The organism is Bradyrhizobium sp. 179 (genome assembly GCF_023073535.1).
Classification (GTDB): Bacteria; Pseudomonadota; Alphaproteobacteria; order Rhizobiales; family Xanthobacteraceae; genus Bradyrhizobium.
Genome location: NZ_JADPJR010000144.1, coordinates 83,199 through 107,551, shown reverse-complemented (window position 1 = coordinate 107,551; position 24,353 = coordinate 83,199). Strand labels below are relative to the sequence as shown.

Here is a 24,353-nt window from a genome sequence, read left to right as displayed (position 1 = left end):
GCGCCTCTTCGCCTCCCGCTGTTATTCTGGAAGAGGCGATGACGGTCACACTTCACGTCTGCATTACCTGCCGTGCCGGCGAGACGCTTGGCGAAGGCGACGTCACGCCGGGCAAGCGGTTGCATGGCGCGATCCTGGGCGCCGGCGTGCCCGATGGCGTCAATGTGGTTCCGGTCGAATGCCTCTCTGCCTGCAGCCAGGGCTGCTCGGTCGCGTTGAGTGCGCCCGGCCGCTGGTCCTATGTCTATGGCCGCCTGTCGGAGACGAATGCGCGCGACGTGGTCGCCGGCGCTGCGGCCTATGCGGCCGCGCCCGATGGCCTCGTGCCCTGGCGCAGCCGTCCCGAAATTTTCCGCAAGCAGTCGCTTGCCCGCATTCCCCCCATCGCCGTCGTGCCGGAGGCCGCCGAATGAATTCGCTCGCAAAAGTCCCGGTCACGGTGATCACCGGTTTTCTGGGCTCCGGCAAGACGACGCTGATCCAGCATCTGCTCGCCAATGCCGACGGCAAGAAGCTCGCCGTGCTCGTCAACGAGTTCGGCAGCGAGGGCGTCGACGGCGAGATTTTGAAGTCGTGCGCTGCCGCCAATTGCCCGGAGGAGAACATCATCGAGCTCGCCAATGGCTGCATCTGCTGCACCGTCGCCGACGATTTCATTCCAACCATGGAGCAATTGCTGGCGCGCCCCGTGAAGCCCGATCACATCCTGATCGAGACCTCGGGCCTGGCGTTGCCGAAACCGCTGCTGAAGGCGTTTGACTGGCCGGAGATCCGCTCGCGTATCACTGTCGATGGCGTGATTGCGCTGGCCGATGCTGAGGCCGTCGCTGCTGGCCGCTTCGCGCCGGACCCGATTGCAGTCGAGGCGCAGCGCGCGGCGGACGACAATCTCGACCACGAGACGCCGCTGTCGGAAGTGTTCGAGGACCAGATCGCCTGCGCCGACATCGTGCTGCTGACCAAGGCCGATCTTGCCGGCAGCGCTGGGATCGAAGCCGCCAAGGCGGCGATCACCGCCGAGATGCCGCGCCGCGTGCCGATGCTTCCCGTCACCGACGGCGCGATCGATGCGCGCGTCATCCTCGGTCTCGGCGCCGCCGCCGAGAACGATCTTGCCGCGCGTCCCTCGCATCACGACGGCGAAGAGGAGCATGAGCATGACGATTTTGCTTCCGTCGTGATCGACCTGCCGGAAGTTGCCGATATCGATGCGCTGGTCGCCTCCGTTCAGCGCCTGGCGCGCGAGCAGAACGTGCTGCGCGTCAAAGGCTATATCGCAATCGCGGGTAAGCCGATGCGCCTCTTGCTGCAGGCGGTCGGCGAGCGTGTGCGCCACCAGTTCGACAAGCCCTGGGGCGCAGGTGTCAGGCAATCAAAACTCGTCATGATTGGCGAGCACGGCGATATTGACGAGGCCGCGATCAGGTCAGGGCTAGCAACCTGATGCACGTCGTTTTCCGCGAGAGCCGCGGTCTTGAGGAGACCGCGACGCCAAGGGACATCGGCCAGGACCCGGCCGATCTCGTGGTGCTCTCATATTCGGATTCCGACCTTGCCGCCTTTGCGGCCGGCTGGCGGCGCGGCCGTACCAGCCTGCCGTCGCTGCGGCTCGCAAATCTTGCGGAACTGCGTCATCCGCTCTCGGTGGACACCTATATCGAGCGCACGCTCTCCCATGCGCGTGGCATTCTGGTACGTCTGATCGGCGGTGAATCCTATTGGCCGTATGGTCTCGCAACGCTCCAGCAACTTGCTAAGGACCGCAACATCGTGCTGGCCGTGCTGCCGGCCGACGGCCGTGACGATACGCGGCTCGACGCGTATTCGACCTTGCCGGTCTCGACCCTGCGCCGGCTCAAGGTGCTCTGTGACACCGGCGGCCCGGTCGCGGCCCAAGCCGCGATCGCGCAGCTCGCGCTGGCCTCGGGCCTCTATGCCGGGCCAGTCGTCGGCGAAATGGATGTGCCCGAGACGGGATTTTATGATCCCGCGCGCGGCGTCATTGCTGCGCCGGCGGGCGGCGAGGGGAAGCCGCTCGCGCTGGTGACGTTCTATCGCTCCTATCTCACCGCTGCGGACACCGGGCCGGTCGATGCCTTGATCGCCGCGCTGCGCGATAAGGGTTTTGGTGCCTATGGTGTCTTCGTCACCTCGCTGAAAGCCGCAGGCGTCGCGGATTGGCTGCGCGCGCATCTCGCGCGAAATCCTCCGGCGGCGATCGTCAATGCGACGGCGTTCTCGGCCGTAGGCGACGATGGCACGACGCCGTTCGACGTAGCCAAGTGTCCGGTGTTCCAGGTTGCGCTCTCGACGGCACGGCGCGAGGATTGGGCTACCTCGCTGCGCGGCCTCTCGCCGGGCGACCTCGCGATGCATGTGGTGCTGCCCGAGGTCGATGGCCGCTTGTTCGCGGGCGTGGTGAGCTTTAAAGCCGCTGCGGAGCGCGATCCCGATCTGCAGTTCTCCCATCTTGCGCATCGCGCTGACGAGGAGCGGGTGAAGGCCGTCGCCGCACGGGTTGCGGCCTGGCGGCGGCTCGCCGAGACGCCCGTCGCCAAGAAGCGTCTGGCGATCGTGCTTTCGAACTACCCGGGCCGTCCACACCAGATCGCGCATGCGGTTGGTCTCGATGCGCTGGCGTCCGTCGAGGTCTTGCTGTCCGACCTCGCGCAGACGGGCTTCGATGCCGCGCCAGTTCATGCGCTCGGCGAAACGCTGCTGAGGCAGCAGCTGACCTGGAGCGTCGCTGAGTACCGCACGGCGCTCTCGCGTCTGCCGCAAGCATTGCAGGATGATCTCGCACAAGCTTGGGGTGCGCCGGAGGATGATCCGAGCTGTCGCGACAGCGCGCTCCACTTCGCCGCGATTCGGTGCGGCCAGTCGATCATCGCGGTTCAGCCCGAGCGTGGCGATGCAACCACGCGCGATGTCGATTATCACGATCTCGCCCGCACGCCGCGCCATGCCTATGTTGCGTTCTATCTCTGGCTTCGAGAGCAGGGCTGTGACACCGTCGTGCATATGGGCGCGCACGGCACGCTGGAATGGCTGCCCGGCAAATCCGTGGCGCTGTCATCGAGCTGTTGGCCGGAAGCCCTGATCGGCGATCTGCCGGTCATCTATCCCTTCATCGTCAATGATCCCGGCGAGGCTGCGCAGGCCAAGCGGCGCGTCGGCGCCGTCACGATCGGCCATCTGCCGCCGCCTCTTGCCGCATCCGTCGTTCCGGAGGGCTTGCGCCGGCTCGAACGACTTCTGGACGAATATTCCACTGCCGATGGTCTTGACCCCGCCCGCCGCCAGCGGTTGATCGCGGCGATCCGCGACGAAGCCCGTGCCGCGGGCCTCGAAGACGATCTTGGCCTCGATGCATCGGCCACACCAGCCGAAGCGATTCCACGGATCGATCGTTTCGTCTGCGACCTCAAGGAAAGCCAGTTCGGTGACGGCTTGCACGTGTTCGGCCGCGGCGCCTGCGGCGACGCGGAGCGGGACGCCTTGCGCGCCGCGCTTTCGGGGCAGCGCATTGCGCCGGGGCCGTCGGGCTCGCCTTATCGCGGGCGCCAGGACGTGCTGCCGACCGGGCGCAATCTCTTCGCCGTCGATCCGCGCGCGGTGCCGACGCCGTCGGCGCATGCGCAAGGCATCAAGCTCGCGGAAGAGCTGCTGCGCCGTCACTTGCAGGATCATGGTGACTGGCCGAAGGGGCTCGTGGTCGATCTCTGGGGCTCGGCGACGATGCGCACCGCAGGCGAGGAGTTCGCGATGGCGCTGCATCTGGCCGGTCTTGCGCCGCACTGGGACCACGCCTCCGGCCGCGTCACCGGCTACGACATCATCGCGCCGGCCGAGCTCGGCCGCCCCCGTATCGACGTGACGCTGCGCGTATCCGGCCTGTTCCGCGACGTCTTTTCGGGTCTGGCGCAGTTGTTCGAGGCTGCGTCCGAGGCTCTCGCAAACCGCGACGAAGAGGGCGAGGAGAATCCCTATCGCCACCGTGCCTCACGTGTCTTTGCGCCGCGGCCCGGACAATACGGCGTCGGCTTGTCAGCGATCCCTGGTACCTTCACGCCCGAAACGCGTGATGCCGCCGGGGAAGCGTGGCTGTCGGCATCGTCCTTTGCGTTCTCGGCGGATGGCGCGATCAAGCCGGATCGCGCTGGCATCGAGGCGCGGCTTGCGTCCGCCGATGCCTTCGTCCATGTCCAGGATCTGCCAGAGACCGATCTTCTGCTCGCCGCGGACTATGCTGCGCATGAAGCGGGGGTCGCCGCAGCTGCGGCACATCTCGGCGCGGCAGGACCATCGCTCTATCACATCGACACGACGCGTCCCGAGCAACCGCACGCGCGCACGCTGACCGAGGAAATCTCGCGCGTCGTCCGTGCGCGCGCGGCCAATCCCGCCTGGATCGCCGGCATGATGCGCCACGGGTTTCGCGGCGCGGCCGAGATCGCCGCGACGCTCGAGCACATGGCCGCCTTCGCGCATCTCGCCGGCGCCGTGCCGCCGCATCTGTTCGATATCTATTATGACGCGACGCTTGGCAACGCCGACGTCCGCGCTTTCATGACGCGCGAAAATCCGGCGGCGCTCGCAGCAATGGAGACGTGCTTCATGCGGTTGCATGACGCCTCGCTCTGGCGGACGCGCCGCAATTCGATCGCCGCTGCGTTGAAGGAGGCCTCATGAGCGCTTCCGCGGTCAAGGGCTGGTGTCCCGGCGCGCTGCGGCCGATGCAATCGGGCGACGGGCTCGTGGTCCGCGTGCGCCCGTTCGGCGGTCGCCTTACAGCGGCACAGACTTCCGGCCTTGCTGACCTGGCCGAACGCTTCGGCAATGGTCTCCTCGACGTGACGAGCCGCGCCAACCTCCAGATCAGAGGTGTCAGGGACGAAAGCCACGGTCCGCTGCTCGATGGCCTTGCGCGACTGGCGCTGCTCGATCCCGATGCCGACATCGAATCCCGGCGCAACATCCTGGTAACGCCGTTCTGGAACGAGGGCGACGACACGCAGGCGCTCGCCGCCGAGCTCGAAGAGGCGCTTGCCGACAGCGCGCTCGAATTGCCCACAAAATTCGGCTTCGCCATCGATGACGGGACCTCGCGCGTGCTCGCCGGCGACTCCGCCGACGTGCGCATCGAGCGCGATCGTGCGGGCCGGCTTCTCGTGCGCGCCGATGGTGCGAGCTTCGGTCGTTGCGTCGGACGCGGAGGCGTCGTGAGCACGGCGCTCGCGCTCGCAGACTGGTTCATTACCTCCGGCGGGGTCCGCAGCGGGCGAGGGCGCATGGCGGCCCACATCGCTTCCGGTGCGGCATTGCCGGGGACCTTGCGCGGCGAGACCGAACCTGCCCCCGTGATGGCTGCGCTGCAGCCCGGACATTATCCGCAGGGCGCCATGGTCGGGGTCGCATTCGGGCAGATGCTGCATACGACGCTGCATCAATTCGCCGGTTGCGGAGATGCCCTGCGCATGACGCCATGGCGGATGGTCTTGAGCGAGGGCAAGCGTGCGATGCCGAACGGGGCCGGTCTCATCACCGAACCCTACGATCCCGCGCTGCGCGTCATCGCCTGCAGCGGCGCCCCGCGTTGCCGCGAGGCGCATGCCGACACCCGCGCGCTCGCCGCCGCGCTCGCGCCGCGCATTGCACCCGATACGCGGCTTCACGTCTCTGGCTGCGCCAAGGGCTGTGCGCATTCCGGCGCCACCGCCGTGACGCTGGTTGCGACCGGTGCCGGATTCGATCTCGTGCGCGGTGGATCGGCCCGCGATGAGCCCGCTCTGCGCGGCCTGAACCGCGATGACATCGTCAGCGATCCCTCCATTCTGGTGGGAGGGCACTGATGCCGCACAGTTACGAAACCGACGGCGCGGCGATCTACCGGCAGTCCTTTGCGACCATCCGCGCCGAGGCTGATCTTGCGCGCTTCTCGCCGGACGAGGAGCAGGTCGTGGTGCGGATGATCCACGCCGCCGGCATGGTCGGCCTTGAGGCGCATATCCGCTTCACGCCCGGCATGGTCGCCACTGCGCGCGCGGCCTTGCAGAATGGCGCGTCGATCCTGTGCGACGCGCGCATGGTCTTGGAAGGAATCACGCGCGCAAGACTTCCTGCGGCCAACCCGATCATCTGCACACTCGGTGATGCCACCGTGCCGGCGCTGGCGCAATCCATGCGCAACACGCGCTCGGCTGCGGCGCTGGAGCTGTGGAGGCCACATCTGGGCGGCGCGATCATCGCGATCGGCAATGCGCCGACTGCGCTGTTTCATCTCCTCAACATGCTCGAGGACCGCGATTGCCCGCGGCCCGCGGCGATCATCGGCTGTCCGGTCGGCTTCGTCGGTGCCGCCGAATCCAAGGCCGCGCTGATGGCCGATCCGCCGGCACCTGCGCTGACGGTCGAAGGCCGCCTCGGCGGTTCCGCGATCACGGTTGCCGCCGTGAACGCGCTGGCGAGCGGGAGCGAATAGTCATGGGACGCATCATCTGCTGCGGTCTCGGCCCCGGCGATCCGGATTTGATGAGCGTGCGCGCCGACCGCATGGTGCGCGGTGCCAGGCACGTCGCCTATTTCCGCAAGAAGGGAAGGCCGGGTCAGGCGCGCAGCATCGTCGAGGGCATGCTCGCCGCCGACGTCACCGAATACCCCATGGAATATCCCGTTACGACCGAGATCGCCTTCGACAGCCCCAACTATGTCCATCTGCTCGCCGGCTTCTATGACGAATGGGCCGAGCGCCTGGCGCGGCTTTCGCGCGCGGTCGACCTCGTCGTGCTCTGCGAGGGTGATCCCTACTTCTACGGCTCTTTCATGCATCTGCACACGCGCCTGCAGGGCCGCGTCGAGATCGAGGTGATCGCGGGCATTCCCGGCATGGTCGGCTGCTGGAACGGCGTGGGACAACCGATTGCGCTCGGCGACGATGTGACGACGGTGCTGATGGGGACGCTTGGCGAAGACGAACTCGAGCGGCGCATGCGCGATTCCGATGCACTCGTCATCATGAAGACCGGCCGCAATCTTGCAAAGGTGCGCCGCGCGCTTGCATCCGCCGGCCGGCTGGACGATGCCTGGCTGGTCGAGCGCGGCACCATGCCGGGCGAGCGCATCGCGCGGCTCGCCGAAGTCGATGCCGCCGATTGTCCCTATTTCGCGATCGTGCTGGTGCACGGCAAGGGCCGGCACCTGGACGCCGCCGAATGACGGGTACGCTGACCATCGCAGGGCTCGGCCCTGGCAGTGACGCGCTGGTGACGCCGGAAGTCTCCGCCGCGCTCGCGGCCGCGACCGATATTCTCGGCTACGCGCCTTATGTCGCCCGCGTCTCGCCGCGACCGGGGCTTACACTGCACCCGTCGGACAATCGCGAAGAGCTGCAGCGCGCAAGCGAAGCCTTGCGGCTTGCCTCCGAAGGCGGCCACGTGGTCGTCGTCTCCTCCGGTGATCCCGGCGTGTTCGCGATGGCCTCTGCCGTGTTCGAGGCGCTCGAGCAGGCTCCGCAATGGCGGGAGCTGCCGATTCGCGTGCTGCCCGGCATCACCGCGATGCTGGCGGCGGCCGCCCGCGCCGGCGCGCCGCTCGGCCATGATTTCTGTGCGATCAATCTTTCCGACAATCTGAAGCCCTGGGCGGTGATCGAGAAGCGCCTGCGGCTTGCGGCGGAGGCCGATTTTGCCATTGCGATGTACAATCCGCGTTCGGCGAGCCGAGCGGAGGGATTTGGCCGCGCGCTTGCGGTGCTGAAGGAGTCCGGTTGCGGCGAGCGCCTGATGATCTTTGCCCGCTCGATCAGCGCGCCCGATGAAGAGATCGAGACCGTCGCTCTGAACGAAGCGACACCCGAGATGGCCGACATGCGCACGCTGGTGATCGTCGGCAATTCGCAGACGCGCCGCGTCGGCCGCTGGGTCTATGCGCCGAGGCAGGTCCGATGACCGAGCCACTGCATAACCTCGGAAACGCTCTCCACCCGCAACCGCTCGGGCAGGTTTGGTCGCGAGATCAGGATCACGGGCAGGCCGAGCATGCGGGCCGCATCGATCTTGGCGCGCGCACCGTCTCCGCCGGAATTACGGGCAACGATCCAAGTGATCCCGCGCCCCCGCAGCAGCTCCAGCTCGCTATGAAGCGTGAACGGCCCGCGCGACACGATCACGTCGGCCGGAAAGGGCAGGGTTGTTTCGGGCGGATCCACGAAACGCAGCGTGTAGCGATGCTGCGGCGTCATCGCAAATGGCGCGATGTGTTGGCGGCCGATCGCGAGGAACACTTTGGCCGGCCTTTCGGGCAGCGTCGCGACGGCGGCGTTGACGTCGACGACCTCGATCCAGTTGTCGCCAGGCGCTTTGGTCCAGGGCGCGCGCTCCAGCGCAATCAATGGCGTGCCCGTCTCCGCGCAGGCTTCGACCGCATTGCGGCTCATCTCCGCCGCGAAGGGGTGGGTCGCGTCGACCACATGTGTGATGCCTTCACGACGAAGGTATTCGGCAAGCCTGCCCACGCCGCCGAAGCCGCCGATGCGGGTCGGCAGCGGCTGATCGGCGGGCGTGCGGGTGCGACCGCCATAGGAATAGACGGCCTTGATGCCCGCGCGCGCGATCGCCGCGGCGAGCAGGCTCGCATCGGCTGTTCCGCCCAGAACGAGGGCGCGCATCATGGCTGATCCCTGGCTGACCATCATCGGTATCGGCGAAGATGGCCTTGCCGGGCTGTCCGAAGCAAGCCGAAAGGCGCTTGCCAAGGCAGAAACCGTCTTCGGCGGCGAGCGTCATCTTGCGCTTGCGCAAGTTGGCAGCCGCGGCCGTCCGTGGCCGGTGCCGTTCGATGCAGATATGGTGCTGAGCTGTCGCGGCCGGCCGACGGTCGTGCTCGCCTCAGGCGATCCGTTCTGGCATGGCGCCGGTGCAAGTCTTGCCGACAAGCTGCAGGCTGGCGAGTGGATTGCGCACTCCGCGCCGTCGACGTTCTCGCTCGTCGCCGCGCGGCTTGGCTGGCGTCTGGAATCGGTGATCTGTCTTGGACTTCACGCTGCGCCATTCGAACGTCTCGTGCAGCATCTGGCGCACGGGGCGCGGATCATCTGTCTCGTCCGTAATGGCAAAGCGGCCGGCGATCTCGCGAACTGGCTAACCGAGCGCGGCTGGGGCCCTTCCGCATTCTGGACTCTCGCCGCGCTTGGCGGGCCGAATGAAAGCGTCAGAGAGTATCGCGCTGACAGCTTTACGCGCGCTTCGTCCGGAAACCTCGTTGCGGTTGCGCTGGAGGCGAAGGGCGGGCAGGGGCTGTCTCGCGGTTCGGGCCTGCCGGACGATCTCTTCGCTCACGACGGCCAGATCACCAAGCGGCCGATGCGCGCCTTGGCGCTCTCGGCGCTGGCGCCGTGTCCCGGCAGGACGCTGTGGGACATCGGCGCCGGTTCGGGCTCGATCTCGATCGAGTGGGCGCTGTGCGGCGGAACGGCGGTGGCCATTGAGGCGCGTGATGATCGAACTGCAAACATCCGCAGCAACGCGGCCGCGTTTGGACTGGAGCATCGGATCACGGTCATCGCGGGCGAAGCACCCGATGCTCTGACAGCGCTGGACGCGCCGGACGCTGTCTTCGTCGGCGGCGGCCTCGATGGCGCGATGTTTGACGCCATCTGGTCGCGGTTGGCGCCTGGGGCGCGGCTCGTCGCGCATGCGGTGACGCTGGAGACAGAGGCGCTGCTCGGCGAACTGCACCAGCGCCACTGCGGCGAGCTGATGCGGGTGGAGATCGCGCATGCAGCCCCACTCGGCCGCTACCGGTCATGGGAGGCGGCGCGGCCGGTGGTGCAATGGAGTGTGGTCCGATGAAAGTTGCCGGGCTCGGATTCAAGAAGGATGTGACGCTGGCTTCACTGCGCGAGGCGCTGCTGGCCACCGGCGGTTTCGAAGGCCTTGCTGCGGTGGCAACCGTCAGCGACAAGGCCGATGCCGAAGCGCTGAAGCAGCTCGCGCGCGAATGCGGTGTGCCGATCAAGGCTGTTCCTGCCGATGTGCTTGCGAGCGTCGACACGCCGACGCAGTCGAAGCTTATTGCGGAAAAGTTCGGCACGGGATCAGTCGCCGAAGCCGCGGCGCTTGCCGCGGCTGGCCCTCGCGCGCGGCTGATTGCGAGGCGGGTTGTCTCGCAGGATCGCACCGCGACCGCCGCGATTGCGGAAGGAGACGGCTTATGACCGTGCATTTCATCGGGGCCGGCCCGGGCGCGCCCGATTTGCTGACCTTGCGCGGCCGCGACCTGATCGCCGCCTCTCCACTGTGTCTCTATGCCGGCTCGCTTGTGCCGGCGGGTGTGCTGGCGCATTGCCCGCCGGGCGCGCGGATCGTCAACACCGCGCCGCTGTCGCTCGACGAGATCATCGCCGAGATCGTCGCCGCGCACGCGGACGGCAAAGACGTCGCCCGTCTGCATTCCGGCGATCTCTCGATCTGGTCGGCGATGGGCGAGCAGCTCCGCCGCCTGCGCGCGCTCGGCATTCCCTATTCGGTCACGCCGGGCGTGCCGTCCTTCTCGGCTGCTGCCGCTGCGCTGGAGACCGAACTGACGCTGCCTGGTCTCGCCCAGACGGTCGTGCTGACGCGCACGCCGGGCCGGGCCAGCGCCATGCCCGAGGGCGAGAAGCTTGCTGCGTTCGCCGCGACGGGCGCGGTGCTCGCGATCCATCTGTCGATCCATCTGCTCGACAAGCTCATCGCCGAGCTGACGCCGCATTACGGCGCAGACTGCCCGGTCGCGATCGTCTGGCGCGCGAGCTGGCCGGACCAGCGCATCGTCCGTGCCACACTGGCAACGCTCGATGCGGCTGTAGGCAGCGAGATGGAGCGCACCGCGCTGGTCCTGGTCGGCAGGACGCTGAACGCCACGGATTTTGACGAGAGCCGCCTCTATGCCGCCGACTATGATCGCCGCTATCGGCCGGTTGGCGCCGAGCCGCGCTTCCCGGAGGCGTCCTGATGGCGGCAGGTCTCGTCATCTCCGCACCGGCCTCGGGGGTCGGCAAAACCACGCTGACGCTGGCGCTCGCCCGCGCTTGGCGCAATCGCGGCTTGAACGTGCAGTGCTTCAAGAGCGGGCCCGACTATATCGATCCCGCCTTTCACGCTGCGGCGACGGGACGGGCCTCCGTCAATATCGATAGCTGGGCGATGGATCGCGGGGCGATCGCGCATCTCGTCAGCCGCGGCGCGGATGCCGACGTCGTGCTCGCGGAGGGCTCGATGGGCCTGTTCGACGGCGTCGCCGCGCGCGGCGTCTCCGGCACCGGCGCCACCGCAGACATCGCCGAGATGCTGGGCTGGCCCGTGCTGCTGGTGATCGATCCCTCCGGCCAAGCGCAGACCGCGGCAGCAATTGCCGCGGGCCTTCGCGACTACCGCCCTGGCGTGCGCCTTGCCGGCGTGGTGCTCAATCGTGTCGCCAGCCCGCGCCACGAAGATCTCGTGCGTCGCGCGCTGAGAGACGCCGGCATCGCCGTGTTCGGCGCATTGCCGCGCCATGCCGAGATTGGTCTGCCGAAGCGCCATCTCGGCCTGGTGCAGGCCGAGGAGCAGGCCGGGATCGGCAAGCTGATCGACGAGGCCGCGCGCTTCGTTGCCGAGCATGTCGATCTCGATGCGGTGCTGCGGGCGGCCGCCAACTGGTCGCCGGCAGCGAGCAATGGTTTGAACGTGACGCCGCCCGGGCAGCGCATTGCGCTCGCCCGCGATGCGGCGTTCTCCTTCGTCTATCCGCACATGCTGGAGGCCTGGCGCGCGGCCGGCGCCGAGATCGTGCCGTTCTCGCCGCTGGCCGACGAACCGCCTGACGCGAGCGCCGATGTCTGCTGGCTGCCCGGCGGCTATCCCGAGCTTCATGCCGGCAAGATCGCGGCCAACGCACGCTTTCGCAGCGGCGTGCGGTCCTTCGCCGAGACACGGCCGGTCCACGGCGAATGCGGAGGCTATATGGTGCTGGGGACCGCTTTGACCGATGCCGATGGCGTGCGCCATGAGATGGCGGGGCTGCTCGGCCTGGAGACCAGCTTTGCCAAGCGCCGCATGCATCTGGGCTATCGTCTCGCCGAACTGGCCACGCCGATGCCGGGGCACCGGGCCGGCGCACGCCTGCGCGGCCACGAGTTCCATTATTCGACGATCATCGCCCAGCCCGACACGCCGCTGGCCGTGGTCCACGACGCAACCGGCGCGGTCATTGCCGAGACCGGCTCGCGGCGGGGCCAAGCCACCGGCACGTTCTTCCATCTGATTGCGGAGGACCGGTGAGCGGTTTTGTCAGTTTCGTCTCCGCCGGCCCCGGCGACCCCGAACTCCTCACGGTGAAGGGGACTGCACGGCTGCGCGAGGCCGACGTCGTGCTCTATGATGATCTTGCCTCCGGCGCGATCCTCGATCTCGCCCGTCCCGGCGCCAATCTCGTCGCGGTCGGCAAACGGGCAGGGCGGCCCTCGACCAAGCAGCACCACGTCAACCGCCTCTTGGTTGACTATGCCGCAACTGGCGCGCGCGTGGTGCGGCTGAAGTCTGGGGACGCCGGCATTTTTGGCCGGCTCGAGGAGGAGCTCGAGACGCTGCGCGAGGCCGGCATCGGCTACGAGATCATTCCCGGCGTCACATCCGCCTGCGTCGCCGCCGCGCAAGCCGGCATCCCCCTGACCCGGCGCCACACCTCGCGGCGGGTGCAGTTCGTGACCGGGGCCGACGTCACCGGCGAGCTGCCGCAAAACCTGAATTGGGTGGCGCTGGCAGATCCGGAGGCAACCACCGTGGTTTATATGGGTCGGCGCACCTTTCCGGCCCTTGCCGCAAAATTGATCGAGCATGGCCTCGCCGCAGATACGCCGGCGCTGTTTGCGGAATCTCTTGGCCGTTCCGACGAGCGGCTGGTGCGCACCACCATTGTCGAGCTTGCCGAGCAGCTTGCCCGCGGCGGCGCCGCTTCCACCGCCGCCGTCATCCTGTTCGGGGCGCTGGCAGGAGACGATCTGTCATGATGGCCGCGGCCGCCCTTGGCCCCTTGACGCCCGGCTCGCGAAAGGGGCACACAGGAGAGGCATGGTGCTCGACGCGGCGCAAAGCGCCGGAGCATAATCGGGAATGGGGGCGGGCGGACCCAGTTGCGGCGCCCAAATCCCCAGCCGCCCCCGCGACTGTAAGCGGTGAGGGGCTCCGATCAGCCACTGGGCCGCAAGGCTCGGGAAGGCCGGAGAACCGCAAGTGAACCGCGAGCCAGGAGACCGGCCCTGCACGTTTTGAGGCCAAGGCCGTCGGGTGTGACGGCAGGAAGGATCTGAGCCATGCATATCGAACCCGGAATCGTGACGGGCGCCAAGCTCGTGTTGAGTTACGCAACCGGCATCGCCGCAGGCGGCGTTGCCTTGAAGCTCGCCGTGGGGACCGTGCGCGAGCAGGGCATCGGCTCGTTCGCGACGCGCACGCTCGCCACCACCGGCCTCGTCTTCAGCTTCTTCCAGGTGCTGCCGCACTTCCCGGTTGGCGTCTCCGAGGTGCACTTCATCCTCGGCTCGACGCTGTTCCTGCTGTTCGGTGCTGCGCCCGCCGCCTTCGGCCTTGCGTTCGGGCTGCTGCTCCAGGGCGTCTTCTTCGTGCCGACCGACCTGCCGCAATACGGCATGAACATCACGACACTCCTGGTGCCGCTGTTCGCGATTCAGGCGCTGGCCACGCGGATCATTCCGCGCAACACCGCTTACGTCGATCTGCAATACCGCCAGGCGCTGGCGCTCTCGACCGCCTATCAGTCCGGCATCGTCGCCTGGGTGGCGTTCTGGGCCCTCTATGGCTCCGGCTTCGGCGCGACCAACCTCGCCAACATCGCGGCGTTTGCGGCATCCTATGCGCTGGTCATCGTGATCGAGCCGCTCGCCGATCTCGCGGTGCTGGCGCTGGCGAAGTCGCTGCGCGGTGTCACCGCGCCCGGCCTCGTCACGCCGCGCCTTCATAACGGCGCTTGAGAGACAAGCGAAGGGCGGCCGGTGCGGCCGCCCTTCGCGCTCGCGATGCTCACGCTTTCCTTAATAGGCATCGGTTGCGGCGATCCCGGGCAGCTCACGCGCGCCGCGGCCCGTGCCATCAACGCCGCCGATCTCGTCCTGATCCCGCGCAAGGGGACGGCGAAATCTGATCTCGCAGATCTCAGGCGGACGATCTGCGCGGATGTGCTCACCAGCGCGAGCACGCGCATCGCCGAGTTCGACTTGCCAGTGCGGGACACGACTGAGGCGGACTACCACAAGGGCGTGGACGATTGGCACGATGCCGTGGCGGCAACCTGGTCGCAAACCATCGCAAATCATCTCGGCGGCGAGGGCAAGGTCGCGCTGCTGATCTGGGGCGATCCTTCGCTGTACGATTCCTCGCTGCGCATTGCGCGGCGGCTCCATCCGTTGCCGACGATCGAGGTCGTGCCCGGCATCACCTCGATCCAGGCGCTGTGCGCCGCGCATGCGCTGCCGCTCAACGATATCGGCGAGCCATTCCTGGTCACGACGGGGCGGCGCTTGCGCGAAGGCGGCTGGCCACAAGGGGTCGATACCGTCGCTGTGATGCTCGACGGCGGCACGGCGTTCCAGTCGCTCGATCCGGCTGGTCTCCACATCTGGTGGGGCGTCTATCTTGGCATGCCCGATCAGATCGTCATGTCCGGTGCGCTGGCCGAAATCGGCCCGCGTATTGTCGCTGCGCGGCAGCAGGCGCGCCAGCGGCATGGCTGGATCATGGACAGCTACATTCTCAAGCGCACGCGTTAAGCGAGGCAGCATGCTCCCCGAATGGGTCTACCAAGAGTGTCCCGACATCTCCGCGATGCACCGCGAGGCAGCGATCGCGCGGCAGACGCAATTGACAAAGCCGACCGGCGCGCTCGGCCGGCTTGAGCAACTGGCGATCGAGCTTGCGGGCCTGCAAGCGACGGAATCTCCTCGCGCCGCGCGCGTGCCGATCATCGTCTTCGCCGGCGATCACGGCATCGTCGCGCAGGGCGTGTCTGCCTATCCGCAAGGAGTGACGATCGCGATGATGGCGAATTTTGCCTCCGGTGGCGCCGCGATCTCGGTGCTGGCGCGTGAGCTTGGTTCCAGCCTGGAGGTGGTCGACGCCGGAACGCTGGCGCAGGAACAGATGGCGGGCGTCGTCACCGACAAGCCGCGGAGCGGCACGCGCGATTTCAGCGTGGAAGCTGCACTCGAGCCTGCGGAACTGGCATTCGCCTTCGCAGCCGGGCAGCGCGCGGTTGCACGCGCGGAAGTCGGCCGGCCTGATCTGGTGATCTTCGGCGAGATGGGCATCGGCAACACCACGGTCTCGGCGGCCATTGCGGCGAGCCTGCTCGGCATCAGCGCCGAGGAGATCGCGGGCAGCGGCACCGGTATCGACGCGGCCGGCCGCGCGCACAAGGCGCGGGTGATCGATGCCGCGATTGCGCGCCATGGCATTGCGGGCGCTTCGTCCGAACACATCTTGTGTGCCGTCGGCGGTCTCGAGATCGCGGCGATCTGCGGCGCTATCATCGCGGCGGCGCAACGCCGCCTTCCCGTATTGATCGACGGCTTCATCGTGTCGGTCGCGGCGCTGGTGGCGGTGCAGATCAACCCCTCGTGCCGACCGTTCCTGCTGCCGTCGCATCAATCGGCGGAGCAGGGGCATCGGCTGGTGCTGCGTGCGCTGAACGTGCAGCCGCTGATCAGCCTCGATCTTCGGCTCGGTGAGGGCTCCGGCGCTGCGATCGCGTTGCCGCTGGTGCGGTCGGCTTGCGCGCTCCACAACGGCATGGCGACTTTTGCGCAAGCCAATGTGCCGGATCGCCCGGCCTGATCGGGCTCAGGCCATCCGCTGATTGACGGAGACGACGCGCCACCCAGTGGCGAGCCGGTCGATCCGGGTGAGCGACAGCGGATCGATCACGAAGCGCAAGGCGGCCTGCGGCGTCAGATCCAGCGCGATGCACAGCGCGGCGCGGATCGTGCCGGAATGCACGACGAGCGTTGCGGAGCCCGCGCTGATCCGCGAGAGCCCAAGCCGGACGCGCGCGACCTGATCCGCAAAGCTCTCGCCGCCCGGCGGACGTTCGCGCGCCGGATCGCTCCAGAATTGCGCATAGGCCTCGTCCCCGGCCGCGCCGATCTCGTCATGCCGACGCCCGGTCCATGCGCCGAAATCCTGTTCGCCGAATTCGGGGATCAGCTCGGGCGTGAGTCCCAGCGCATGCGCGGTCTCGATCGTGCGCCGCGCTGGGCTCGCATGGCTCGCCGCGCCTCTCGGCAGAGACTGCCGCAGCGCCTCTAGCTGCGCGCGATCGCGAAGATCGGCCGGCGCATCGGCGGCATGGATCGTCCCTGTGACGCCATCGACCGGCGCATGCCGTATCAGCCAAAGGAAGGTCTCGCCTTCCATGCTCGTCTCCAAGGAAGTTGGTTGCTGTGGCAATAACGCCGCAGCTTGCACATTGACTCTGTCTTGATCGTAATCCTAGATGCTGGCGACGGTTTCCCCGAGAGGGGATGAAAAGGGAATGCGGTGCGGGGAATTCGTCCCCAATGCCGCGGCTGCCCCCGCAACTGTAAGCGGTGAATCCTTCGTCAGAAGCCACTGGGTCCTCGGTCCCGGGAAGGCGACGAAGCGGTCACGACCCGCGAGCCAGGAGACCTGCCGTCAGCCGTGGTCACACGCGAAGATGTCGGTCGGGGAGTACAGACATTCGGCTTCATCGAAGGGCTGACAGGCCAAAGGTGAGACCTCGTTCGCTGTGACGTGCCACTGACGTCATACCGAGGTTTCGAAACCGTGTCTTCTCTCCGTTTTATACGACCGTACCGCTTCCTGCTTGCCTCCGCGGCGCTTACGTCACTGGCCGCCGTCGATGTATCTGCCGCCCTGGCGCAGCAGGTCCGCGAGTCGCTGCCGCCGGTCGAGGTGTCGCCCGCCCAATCCCGCAAGCAGGCCAAGCCGGCGGGCCGGGAGGCGCCGAGCGCCCGCCGTGCAACGGCGCGCAGGCCAGCGACTGCATCCACAGCGCCAAAGCCTGTCGTGCCGGCCGCCGCGGCACCAACGCCGCTCAACAGCAATGCCGTGGCTGAAAGCGCCTCGCGGCTCGGCCTCACCGTGCGTGAAACGCCGGCGACCGTCGAAGTCATCTCGGCCGAGACGATGCGCGAGCAGAGCTATCGCACTGTCTCCGAAGTGGCGCAGGGCGCGGTCGGCGTCACCTCCGGCGACAATCCGGCTGAACCTTCAGCCTTCTCCATGCGCGGCTTCACCAACAGCCAGATCAACACGCTCTACAACGGCATCAAGATCGGTCCGCAGAACATGACCTCGCGGATCGTAGACACCACCAATCTGGAGGCTGTTGAATTCCTGAAAGGTCCGGCCTCGCTGATATCAGGCGAGGGCGCTGCCGGCGGCGCCATCAACTTCGTCACCAAGCAGCCGCATACAGGACTGGTCCGGAACGAGGCTGATTTCTCTTGGGATTCCCTGAACTCGTTCCGCGTTCACTACGGCTCGGGCGGCAGCACCAACGTGCAGGGCCTGGACTATCGCGTCGACATCAGCCGTTCCACCCTCAACGGCTTTGCCGACGACACCAACGTCAAGACGTTCGGCACGTCCGGCCAGCTCAATTACCGCATCTCGGACAGACTCAAGATCTGGGGCGCAATCGAATACAGGGAGGATCGCTCCAAAGCCTACTGGGGCGCGCCGCTGGTGCCGATCGCCTTCAGCGGCTCGCACGCGACGACGGGGATCGTCTCCGGCAATTACGTCTCCAACTACAACGGAAGCAATCTCGGCGCCGTCACCATTGACGACCGCACCTTCAACACCAATTACAACGTCCTCGACAATCGCAACGCCGCGCAGGAGGTGTGGCTGCGCGGTGGCTTCGAGCTGAAGCTCGCGCCGGACCTGACGCTGAAGAGCCAGGCCTATGGCTACGGTGCAGAACGGACCTGGTTCAACAACGAGATCGAGGCGTTCAATTCCACGACGAACATGGTCGATCGTGAACGCTTCTATGTCGCGCACAGCCAGCGGCTGGTGGGCAACATCACCGACCTGATCTGGGACACGAACATTGCAGGCTTCGACAACCGGCTGGTCACGACGTTGTCGTCAAGCTATCTCGATTTCGTCAGGCCGGGTGCGGCAAACTTCCCAGGCGATTCCGTTTCGCTGGTCAATCCCGACCGCGGCTTTTACGGCCCGCTCACGATCCAGCAGCAAACCGCGCGCATCGACAACGAGGCGCTGTCGTTCGAGGACCGGCTGAAGCTGACACGTACCTTCGCACTGGTCGGCGGCCTGCGCGTCGAGCATATCGGGCTCGACCGCAACTCGACCGATAAGAACGGCCTGGAGAAGGCTGGCTTTCCGTTCACGAAAGACTGGGCGCCGGTCACCGGTCGCATCGGCTACACCTGGGAGGCCGTGCCCGGTCTGACCTTCTTCAGCCAGTACGCCACCGGCGCCGATGTCTCCGCCACCAACATCTTTCTGCTCGGGCCGACCCAGCCGCTCGAACTGACGACCGCGCGCACTTATGAGACCGGCGTCAAGCATCTGTTCTGGGACAACAGGGCGGAATGGTCGTTTTCCGCCTACGACATCGTGCGCAAGAACGTCTACGCCGCGGCCGGCGGCATGCAGTTGAATATCGCCGGACGACAGGAGTCGAAGGGCGTGGAGCTCGCGGCGTCCGTGCGCCCGATCGAGCCCCTGCGTCTCTGGGGAAACATCGCCTATGTCGATGCTCGCTACGCCGACTACAATTTCGTGGGCGGCTCGTTCACCGGCAATATGCCGCCGAACGTGCCGCGCATCGTGGCCAACGCCGGCGCGTCGTATCGGTTCTTCACGCCCTGGCAGGTGGAGCTCGGCATCACCGGCCGTCACGTTGGCGACCGCTACAACACCGATGCCAACGTGGTGACGATGAAGGCCTACACTGTGGCCGACGTCTATGCCTTCGTCGACATCCCCAAGACGGTGTTCAATGCGGTCGACCAGGCTCGCTTGATCTTCCGCGTCCGCAATATAACCGACAAGCGGTATGCGATCTGGGGCGATCCGTTCTACCCCGACCAAATCCTGCTCGGCGCGCCGCGGACCTACGAAATCTCCGCGGCGTTCAAATGGTGAGGTGTTAGACGGATGATGAGTGCGATCGTCCTGCTGCACCGCTGGCTCGGGATCGCCTTCTGCCTGCTGTTCGCGATGTGGTTCGCGACCGGGATCGTGATGCACTTCGTTCCGTTCCCGTCATTGACGGAGGCGGAACGCTTTGCCGGACTCGTGCCGCTGGATCGCGAAGAGACGAGAATACCGGTTGCCGGCGCCGTTGCCGCGAGCGGAATCGCGGATGCCACGCGCGTTCGGCTGATCCAGCGAAGCGACGGCGCGGTTTACATCGTCTCGGGTCCATCGCGTCAGCGCGCAATCCGCGCGGCCGACGGGAACGACGCGTCGGTGAAATCCGCCGATGTCGCGCTGGCTATTGCGCAGGCTCATGCGCGCCAGCGCGAGATCGATGCCTCGCATGCGAGGATTGTCGGCCGTGCGGATGTCGATCAGTGGAGCGTACCGAACGGATTTGATCGCCATCGACCCTTGTTTCGCGTGGCCCTCGGTGACGCCGCCGGGACAGAAGTCTACGTCTCGTCGCTCACCGGTGAGATCGTCCTGGATACGACACGGCGCGAGCGCGGCTGGAATCTTGTCGGCAGTGTGCTGCACTGGATCTATCCGACCGTTCTGAGAAGCAACTGGGCGCTGTGGGATCGGCTGGTGTGGTCGCTATCGTTGCTGGCTCTGATCGCGGCTGTACTGGGCGCGGTGCTCGGGATTGTGCGGATCAGGATTGGCAAGAGGCAAATCTCGTCGCCTTACCGTGGCTGGCACGCCTTGCATCACTTGATCGGCTTGGCAGCGACGGTCTTCGTGCTGACCTGGATCTGCAGTGGCTGGCTCTCGATGGACCACGGCCGACTGTTCTCGCGCGGGCAGTTGACCCCGACAGAGGCCGGCCTAGTGAACGCAGCGCCGGATTGGCGGGACGCTTCATCGCTCGATGGCTGGCCGATATCTTCTTTGGCTCGCGAGGCCGAATGGTTCGCCTTCAACGGCAATGTCTATCGGCGCGATCGGGTGGCGCTCGGCCGTCAGACGTTGATCAGGAGAGGGGATGGGCCGCGCGATGGACCGGCGGGATTCCTTGACGTGCACGAGATTCAGGGGCTGACCGGGCGCTTTGCAGACGGCTGCGCTCCACCATCCGTCCTTCCTGACAACGACGACTATCCCGCCCGATCCATGATGCCGGGTGCACCGGTCTACCGCTCGTTCTGCGGCGAGGACTGGTTCGACGTCGATGGCGCCGACGGCGGCGTGCTGCAAAGATTGGATCCGTCGCGGCGCGCCTACCGCTGGCTTTACGGCGCACTGCACACGCTCGACTTCCCGGTCCTGCTCTCGCATCCGCGGTTGCGCGACGTCGTGACCGTCGGGCTCTGTGCCCTCGGGCTGGTGTTCTCCCTCACCGGCATCGTCATCGGCTGGCGGCGCTTGCGGTCCTCGCTGGCAGCCTGAATTAAGGCGCAAGGGCGCCTCGATACGGCAGGGATCTGCAGATCAGCGGTGCGTGGGCTGCGCACGATGCGCCGTGTCGCGGCGGCGCCTGCCAGGACGCGCGAAGTCCGATCCAGATCCCGCTGGCGAAGGCGCGGTTAGTGGCATACCATTTGCACGCCAATGGGCTCTGGTTTCACCTGCCCTTGGCCAATGACGGCCGGCATCACGGCAATACTGGGAGGACTTCATGGATCGCAGGACCGTATTGAAGGGACTGGCTGGTGCGGGCGGTCTGGCGTTGACGGGTGGCCTTTCGGCCCCCGCTCTGTCGCAAGGTTCGGCGGCGCGCACCCTGCGCTTCGTGCCGCAGGCAAACCTCGCCAATTTCGATCCGATCTGGGGCACTCAATATGTCGTGCGCAACGCTGGCGCGATGGTCTGGGACACGCTCTACGGCATCGATTCCTCGCTCCAGCCGCAGCGGCAAATGGTTGAGTCCGAGGAAGTGACGGACGACGGTACGACGTGGACGTTTCGCTTAAGGCCTGGCCTCAAGTTCCACGACGGCGAGCCGGTGCTGAGCAAGGACGTCGTCGCGAGCCTTTCCCGCTGGGCGGCCCGCGATCCGATGGGCCTCATGATCAAGGCGCTCCAGCAGGAACTCACCGCCGTTGACGACCGCACCTTCAAATGGGTGCTGAAGCAGCCCTATCCGAAGATGCTTTACGCGCTGGCGAAGAACAATTCGCCTTGCTCCTTCATCATGCCGGAGCGCATCGCGCAGACCGATCCGTTCAAGCAGATCACGGATTACGTCGGCTCCGGTCCGATGAAGTTCGTCAAGGGCGAATGGGTGCCCGGCGCGAAAGCGGTGTTCGATAAGTTCGCCGACTACGTGCCGCGGCAGGAGAAGGCATCCTGGCTTGCCGGCGGCAAGCAGATCCTGGTCGATCGCGTGGAGTGGGTGGTGATGCCGGATCCGGCCACCGCGGCCGCCGCGTTGCAGAACGGCGAGGTCGACTGGTGGGAGAGCCCGATCGCCGACCTCGTTCCGGTCCTGAAGAAAAACAAGAACATCAGCGTCGATATCGGCGATCCCCTTGGCAATATCGGGTCGTTCCGCATGAATCACCTCTTTGCGCCCTTCAACGATGTGCGGGCGCGCCGTGCCGTGCTGATGGCGCTGAGCCAGGAAGATTATATGCGCGCGATCGTCGGCGACGACACTGCGCTCTGGAAACCGCTGCCCGGCTTCTTCACGCCGGATACGCCGCTCTACAGCGAAACCGGCGGCGAGATCCTGAAAGGCAAGCGCGATTTCGATGCGGCCAAGAAGCTGCTCGCCGAGAGCGGCTATTCCGGCCAGCCGGTGACCTGCCTGGTCGCGCAGGATCAGCCGATCACGAAGGCGCAAGGAGACGTCACGGCGGACCTCCTGAAGAAGCTCGGCATGAATGTCGACTTCGTTGCCACCGATTGGGGCACGGTCGGCTCGCGCCGTGCGCAGAAGACGCCGCCCGGCCAGGGCGGCTGGAACATGTTCCACACCTGGCATGCGGGTGCGGATTGCATCAATCCGGCCCCCTACACCGCCATTCGCGCCAATGGCGACAAGGCCTGGTTCGGCTGGCCGAGCAGCCCCGGCACCGAAAAAGAGGTCACGGCCTGGTTCGACGCCAAGAACATCGATGAGGAGAAGGCTGCGGTCGCCCGCCTCAACAAGGCGGCGCTCGAGGACGTCGTCTATGCGCCGACGGGATTCTTCCTGAGTTACACGGCGTGGCGCAAGAACGTCTCCGGCATCACCAAGGGGCCGCTGCCGTTCTTCTGGGGCGTGTCGAAGTCCGCATGATCCTGCGTTGAGGCCAGATGCTCTCGTACATCCTCCGTCGCATCGTCGCAACACTTCCGGTGATGGCGATCGTCGCGCTGTTCGTGTTCAGCCTGCTCTACATCGCGCCGGGTGATCCCGCCGTGGTGATCGCGGGCGACCAGGCGAGCCCGGAGGATGTCGAGCGCATCCGCCAGAGCCTCGGCCTCGATCGTCCCTTCCTGGTCCAGTTCGGAAGCTGGGTCTGGCGAATCCTGCACGGCGATCTCGGCACCTCGATCTTCACCAATCTGCCGGTGTCGGCGCTGATCGGCCAGCGCCTCGGACCGACGCTGTCACTGATGATGGTCACCCTGCTGCTCACGATCGTGGTCGCGGTGCCGCTCGGCGTGGTGGCGGCGTGGAAGGCTGGCAGCCTGATCGACCGCGTGATCATGGGCTTTGCCGTGTTCGGCTTCTCGCTGCCCGTCTTCGTGGTCGGCTACATGCTCGCCTACGTCTTCGCGCTCGAGTTGGAATGGCTGCCGGTGCAGGGGTATACGCCGCTCGCGCAAGGCTTCTGGCCGTGGCTCGAGAACCTGATCCTGCCGGCGATCGCGCTCGGCTGCGTCTACATTGCGCTGATCGCGCGCATCACCCGCGCCACCATGCTCGAAGTCTTGCAGCAGGATTATATCCGCACCGCCCGCGCCAAGGGCCTCGGGCAGGGCGGCATCCTGTTTATTCACGCGCTGAAGAACGCGGCGGTTCCGATCGTGACCGTGATCGGAATCGGCATCGCACTCCTGATCGGCGGCGCGGTGGTCACGGAGAGCGTGTTCGCGATCCCCGGTCTCGGCCGGCTCACGATCGACGCGATCTTGCGCCGCGACTATCCCGTCATCCAGGGCATCGTGCTGCTGTTCAGCTTCGTCTACGTCCTCGTCAATCTGATGATCGACGTCATCTACACGCTCGTTGACCCGAGGATACGCTATTGACCGATACCACCGTCGATCCGCAATCGCTTCCCGCTGGCTTCGTCGTCGCGCCACAACTACCCGAGATCCTGCGGCCGGTCAGGATCCGGCTCGGTTTCATCGGGTTCTTGCGCGGCCATCCGACAGTCGCGATCGGCGGCGCGCTGCTGCTGACGCTGGTCCTGATCGCGATCTTTGCGCCCTATCTCGGAACAGTCGACCCGACCGCGCTTGCGCCGGCCAAGCGCACGCGGGCGCCGTCGGCCGATTTCTGGTTCGGCACCGACGTGCTCGGCCGCGACATCTATTCGCGCGTGCTGTTTGGCGCGCGGGTCTCGCTCACGGTCGGGCTTTCAGTTGCGATCTTCGCATCCGCGGCCGGCCTTGCCATCGGCATGGTTTCCGGCTTTATCCGCTGGGCCGACGGCATCCTAATGCGCTTCATGGACGGTCTGATGTCGATCCCGCCGATCCTGCTTGCGATCGCGCTGATGGCGCTAACCCGCGGCAGCGTCGGCAACGTCATCCTGGCCATCACCATCGCCGAAATCCCGCGCGTTTCGCGCCTCGTGCGCAGCGTGGTGCTGTCGTTGCGCGAGCAGCCCTATGTGGACGCAGCCGTGGCCTGCGGCACGCGCACGCCGATGATCATCTTGCGCCACATCCTGCCCAACACGGTGGCCCCGATGCTGGTGCAGGCGACCTATATCTGCGCCAGCGCCATGATCACGGAGGCGATTCTGTCCTTCATCGGCGCAGGGACGCCGCCGACTATTCCGTCCTGGGGCAACATCATGGCCGAGGGCCGCGCGCTGTGGCAGGTCAAGCCCTATATCGTGTTCTTTCCGGCTGCATTCCTGTCGGTCACCGTGCTCGCCGTGAACCTGCTTGGCGACGGTCTTCGCGATGCGCTCGATCCGCGCATGGCCAAGAGCCTTTGAA

General features: G+C 66.5%; 22 protein-coding genes and 2 riboswitches. Of the genes, 20 read left to right on the top strand and 2 right to left on the bottom strand.

The annotated features are described in order from the left end of the window. The first annotated feature begins 38 nt into the window (after window positions 1-38). From IVB12_RS33460 to cobJ, 7 genes are read left to right on the top strand one after another with little or no spacing between them, the layout of a single operon-like run. Entirely contained in the window at window positions 39-413 is a 375-nt protein-coding gene (locus tag IVB12_RS33460; RefSeq protein WP_247306107.1) for a DUF1636 domain-containing protein, read from the top strand. Next, window positions 410-1,444 carry a cobalamin biosynthesis protein CobW gene (cobW, locus tag IVB12_RS33455; protein WP_247306105.1) on the top strand — a complete coding sequence of 345 codons (1,035 nt, stop codon included), beginning with the start codon at window positions 410-412 and terminating at the stop codon, window positions 1,442-1,444. Before IVB12_RS33460 ends, cobW begins: the two co-directional genes overlap by 4 nt. Continuing rightward, a complete protein-coding gene (gene cobN, locus IVB12_RS33450) occupies window positions 1,444-4,692 on the top strand; it encodes a cobaltochelatase subunit CobN (protein ID WP_247306102.1) in 3,249 nt (1,082 codons plus the stop codon). The genes cobW and cobN overlap by 1 nt, the downstream gene beginning before the upstream one ends. Next, window positions 4,689-5,852: a precorrin-3B synthase gene (gene cobG / locus IVB12_RS33445; RefSeq protein WP_247306099.1), complete on the top strand. Its 1,164-nt coding sequence runs from the start codon at window positions 4,689-4,691 to the stop codon at window positions 5,850-5,852. Before cobN ends, cobG begins: the two co-directional genes overlap by 4 nt. After that, entirely contained in the window at window positions 5,852-6,481 is a 630-nt protein-coding gene (locus tag IVB12_RS33440; RefSeq protein ID WP_247306097.1) for a precorrin-8X methylmutase, read from the top strand. Before cobG ends, IVB12_RS33440 begins: the two co-directional genes overlap by 1 nt. Window positions 6,482-6,483: 2 nt before the next feature. Next, window positions 6,484-7,215: a precorrin-2 C(20)-methyltransferase gene (locus IVB12_RS33435; RefSeq protein ID WP_247306095.1), complete on the top strand. Its 732-nt coding sequence runs from the start codon at window positions 6,484-6,486 to the stop codon at window positions 7,213-7,215. Beyond that, entirely contained in the window at window positions 7,212-7,946 is a 735-nt protein-coding gene (cobJ, locus tag IVB12_RS33430) for a precorrin-3B C(17)-methyltransferase (protein WP_247306093.1), read from the top strand. Before IVB12_RS33435 ends, cobJ begins: the two co-directional genes overlap by 4 nt. On the opposite strand, the gene IVB12_RS33425 is transcribed toward cobJ, so the two are convergent. Beyond that, on the bottom strand, window positions 7,922-8,668 hold the full coding sequence (locus IVB12_RS33425) for a cobalt-precorrin-6A reductase (protein WP_247306090.1): 747 nt from the start codon (window positions 8,666-8,668) through the stop codon (window positions 7,922-7,924). The two genes, cobJ and IVB12_RS33425, sit on opposite strands and share 25 nt — an antisense overlap. On the opposite strand from IVB12_RS33425, the gene cbiT reads away from it, so the two are divergent. The 8 genes from cbiT (at window position 8,667) to cobT (ending at window position 15,866) form a co-directional block, all read left to right on the top strand. Then, the gene (cbiT, locus tag IVB12_RS33420; RefSeq protein ID WP_247306087.1) at window positions 8,667-9,848 is read left to right on the top strand and encodes a precorrin-6Y C5,15-methyltransferase (decarboxylating) subunit CbiT; all 1,182 of its coding nucleotides are present in this window, start codon (window positions 8,667-8,669) and stop codon (window positions 9,846-9,848) included. The two genes, IVB12_RS33425 and cbiT, sit on opposite strands and share 2 nt — an antisense overlap. After that, window positions 9,845-10,213: a cobalamin biosynthesis protein gene (locus IVB12_RS33415; RefSeq protein WP_247306085.1), complete on the top strand. Its 369-nt coding sequence runs from the start codon at window positions 9,845-9,847 to the stop codon at window positions 10,211-10,213. The genes cbiT and IVB12_RS33415 overlap by 4 nt, the downstream gene beginning before the upstream one ends. Further along, window positions 10,210-10,992, top strand: coding sequence for a precorrin-4 C(11)-methyltransferase (cobM, locus tag IVB12_RS33410; protein WP_247306083.1), 783 nt, complete (start codon window positions 10,210-10,212; stop codon window positions 10,990-10,992). The genes IVB12_RS33415 and cobM overlap by 4 nt, the downstream gene beginning before the upstream one ends. Then, window positions 10,992-12,299 (top strand): cobyrinate a,c-diamide synthase, encoded by a 1,308-nt coding sequence (locus tag IVB12_RS33405; RefSeq protein ID WP_247306081.1) that lies wholly within the window; start codon window positions 10,992-10,994, stop codon window positions 12,297-12,299. The genes cobM and IVB12_RS33405 overlap by 1 nt, the downstream gene beginning before the upstream one ends. Then, complete coding sequence (gene cobA / locus IVB12_RS33400; RefSeq protein ID WP_247306079.1) at window positions 12,296-13,027, top strand: uroporphyrinogen-III C-methyltransferase; 732 nt, start codon at window positions 12,296-12,298, stop codon at window positions 13,025-13,027. The genes IVB12_RS33405 and cobA overlap by 4 nt, the downstream gene beginning before the upstream one ends. A 45-nt stretch (window positions 13,028-13,072) precedes the next feature. Then, a riboswitch (cobalamin riboswitch) is annotated at window positions 13,073-13,294 on the top strand. A 36-nt stretch (window positions 13,295-13,330) separates the two neighbouring features. Continuing rightward, window positions 13,331-14,008: an energy-coupling factor ABC transporter permease gene (locus IVB12_RS33395; protein ID WP_247306076.1), complete on the top strand. Its 678-nt coding sequence runs from the start codon at window positions 13,331-13,333 to the stop codon at window positions 14,006-14,008. A gap of 45 nt (window positions 14,009-14,053) precedes the next feature. After that, window positions 14,054-14,803 (top strand): precorrin-6A synthase (deacetylating), encoded by a 750-nt coding sequence (gene cobF / locus IVB12_RS33390; protein ID WP_247306075.1) that lies wholly within the window; start codon window positions 14,054-14,056, stop codon window positions 14,801-14,803. Window positions 14,804-14,813: 10 nt separating this feature from the next. After that, window positions 14,814-15,866 carry a nicotinate-nucleotide--dimethylbenzimidazole phosphoribosyltransferase gene (gene cobT / locus IVB12_RS33385; RefSeq protein ID WP_247306072.1) on the top strand — a complete coding sequence of 351 codons (1,053 nt, stop codon included), beginning with the start codon at window positions 14,814-14,816 and terminating at the stop codon, window positions 15,864-15,866. A gap of 6 nt (window positions 15,867-15,872) precedes the next feature. Here the strand turns inward: cobT and IVB12_RS33380 are convergent, their stop codons facing one another. Then, window positions 15,873-16,445, bottom strand: coding sequence for a histidine phosphatase family protein (locus tag IVB12_RS33380; RefSeq protein WP_247306069.1), 573 nt, complete (start codon window positions 16,443-16,445; stop codon window positions 15,873-15,875). Between the two features lie 72 nt (window positions 16,446-16,517). Further along, a riboswitch (cobalamin riboswitch) is annotated at window positions 16,518-16,720 on the top strand. Between the two features lie 115 nt (window positions 16,721-16,835). Here IVB12_RS33380 and IVB12_RS33375 point away from each other — a divergent pair. From IVB12_RS33375 to IVB12_RS33355, 5 genes are all read left to right on the top strand, one after another. Beyond that, complete coding sequence (locus IVB12_RS33375) at window positions 16,836-19,193, top strand: TonB-dependent receptor (protein ID WP_247306067.1); 2,358 nt, start codon at window positions 16,836-16,838, stop codon at window positions 19,191-19,193. Between the two features lie 12 nt (window positions 19,194-19,205). Continuing rightward, window positions 19,206-20,639, top strand: a complete 1,434-nt coding sequence (locus IVB12_RS33370; protein ID WP_247306064.1) for a PepSY domain-containing protein — start codon at window positions 19,206-19,208, stop codon at window positions 20,637-20,639. A gap of 229 nt (window positions 20,640-20,868) precedes the next feature. Further along, a complete protein-coding gene (locus tag IVB12_RS33365; protein WP_247306061.1) occupies window positions 20,869-22,473 on the top strand; it encodes an ABC transporter substrate-binding protein in 1,605 nt (534 codons plus the stop codon). A gap of 17 nt (window positions 22,474-22,490) precedes the next feature. Then, window positions 22,491-23,432, top strand: coding sequence for an ABC transporter permease (locus IVB12_RS33360; RefSeq protein WP_247306058.1), 942 nt, complete (start codon window positions 22,491-22,493; stop codon window positions 23,430-23,432). Beyond that, window positions 23,429-24,352, top strand: coding sequence for an ABC transporter permease (locus IVB12_RS33355; protein WP_247306056.1), 924 nt, complete (start codon window positions 23,429-23,431; stop codon window positions 24,350-24,352). Before IVB12_RS33360 ends, IVB12_RS33355 begins: the two co-directional genes overlap by 4 nt. Window position 24,353 lies beyond the last annotated feature (1 nt).